Here is a 1913-nt window from a genome sequence, read left to right as displayed (position 1 = left end):
GAACGTGTCCACGACAAGCGCCTCGGACGCCGCCAGCGCTTCGACTTGTCCAAGCAACAGCGGATGCTCCTTGCCGCGCGCAATCAGGCGCGCCGCGGGCGTGTCGAGGACGAGGCTCGTGCTTTCGACTTCGGCCGTGAGTGCCGGAATCCCGGCTGACCGCGCCGCGTTGGCCGCGCGGTCGAGCGCCGCGCGCGCGTCTTTCGATCTGAGCCGCCTGATCGCGATGCCGGCGACCACGAGCTCGCGGACGACCTGGGATGCAGGCGGCAGTGGTGATGCGCCGAGTTCGGCCAGCGTACGCTCGGCCTCGTCGAGGCGCCCGACGAGGAGGAGGCGCCGGGCCTCGATGTGACCGGCATGGGCGGCATTGACGAGATCGCCGTGTTTTTCGAGCGTCGCCCGCGCGGCTGCGAGGGTTTTCACCGGCCAGTTCAGGTCGCGTGAGACGAGCGCGATCTCGGCTTCGGCCACCACGCATCTTGCGCGCGCCACGGCCTCTCGCGGACCGAAGGCGCGCGCCGCGCTTCGCAGCAGCGACTTCGCCTTCGCGAGATCGCCGAGCTGTGCCATCGCGATCCCGCGCAGCGCCAGCGAAGGTGCATCGTTGCGCAACGCAACACGGTTCAAGGCGCCGAGCGGATCGCCGGCTTCGAGCGCGCGCGCGGCAGCCGTGATCAGCGATTCCATTCAAATCCCGCCACACTTGTTACTCCCACCGCGCAACCGCTTGGTGCCAGAAATCGTTGACGGCCGACAATGTGCGGTGAGTGGCGGGCAGTTCCGCGTCCGTCGTAGCGCAACGCGGAACGACCGCCAAGGCAACAGGTTTGGAGAGCGATGATGACTTCAGCAGACAACGCAGGAACTAACGGACAGGCCGCCATGCAAACACCGCCGGTGGTGTCGCCGCAGGACTGGGAGGCAGCCCGTCAGCAACTGCTCGTGAAGGAAAAGGCGCATACCCGTGCCCGCGACGCGCTGGCCGCCGAGCGCCGGCGCATGCCGTGGATGGCCGTCAACAAAACCTATGCGTTCGAGGGGCCCGGCGGCAAGATCAGTCTGCTCGATCTGTTCCAGGGCCGGCGGCAGCTGATCGTCTACCGGGCCTTCTTCGAGCCGGGCGTGTTCGGCTGGCCCGATCAGGCGTGCCGCGGTTGCTCGATGGTGGCCGATCAGGTCGCCCATGTCTCGCACCTGAACGCGCGGGACACCACGCTCGTCTTCGCCTCGCGTGCGCCCCAGGCGGATATCGCGCGGCTGAAGAAGCGGATGGGCTGGACCATGCCATGGGTCACCGTCACGGACAGTTTTGACGCCGATTTCGGCGTGGACGAATGGCACGGCACGAACGTGTTCTATCGCGACGGCGACCGCATCTTCCGCACGTATCTGGTCAAGAGCCGCGGCGACGAGCAGATGGGCGGCACCTGGAACTATCTCGACATCACGCCGCTCGGCCGGCAGGAGGTCTGGGAGGACTCGCCGAAAGGCTATCCGCAGACCCCGACCTACAAATGGTGGAACTGGCACGACAGCTACGCGGAAGGTGCGGCGCCCGACAAGCGGTGGGTCGAGGTGTCGGACGCCGGCGAGAAGGCGCTCCGCGAGGCGGGCGCGTGACCGAGATCTGCTCCGTCGGCGCGGCCGCCGGCACCAGCCGTGTGGCCGCGCATCGCCTCGCCAGATGGCTGGCGCTCGCGGCCACGCCGACCTTCGCGATCATGGCCGTGCTGACGGCCGTGCTCGGCGGCGGCCCGGCGGACATGCTCTGCTCCGCCGGAGGCGGATTGTCTCTCGGCGGAATGGTCCCGATGTATCTCCTGATGAGTGCGTTTCATGCGTCGGCGTGGCTGAGGCTGATGTCGGAGCGGAGAGGCCGCGGCGGGCGGTGACGTCCATCGGGATCTGCT

2 protein-coding genes and 1 pseudogene are annotated in these 1913 nt (G+C 68.1%); 2 read left to right on the top strand and 1 reads right to left on the bottom strand.

Features of this window, described 5'->3' with window-relative positions; translation table 11 throughout:
• Nucleotides 1-690 (bottom strand): annotated as a pseudogene (locus ACXJL8_RS39915) (helix-turn-helix domain-containing protein); the annotation flags it as partial.
• A 150-nt stretch (nucleotides 691-840) separates the two neighbouring features.
• Between ACXJL8_RS39915 and ACXJL8_RS39910 the strand changes: the two are divergent.
• Nucleotides 841-1623, top strand: coding sequence for a DUF899 domain-containing protein (locus ACXJL8_RS39910; protein WP_456617847.1), 783 nt, complete (start codon nucleotides 841-843; stop codon nucleotides 1621-1623).
• On the top strand, nucleotides 1620-1895 hold the full coding sequence (locus ACXJL8_RS39905) for a hypothetical protein (RefSeq protein WP_456617846.1): 276 nt from the start codon (nucleotides 1620-1622) through the stop codon (nucleotides 1893-1895). Before ACXJL8_RS39910 ends, ACXJL8_RS39905 begins: the two co-directional genes overlap by 4 nt.
• Nucleotides 1896-1913 lie beyond the last annotated feature (18 nt).

The organism is Bradyrhizobium sp. P5_C11_2 (assembly GCF_054049755.1).
The sequence above is the reverse complement of the archived record's forward strand: the minus strand, read 5'-3'. Positions and strand labels throughout refer to the sequence as shown.

What these genes read in the sequence shown, in the direction of transcription:
- ACXJL8_RS39910 (WP_456617847.1), top strand. Translation starts at nt 841, where the DNA reads ATGATGACTTCAGCAGACAACGCAGGAACTAACGGACAGGCCGCCATG.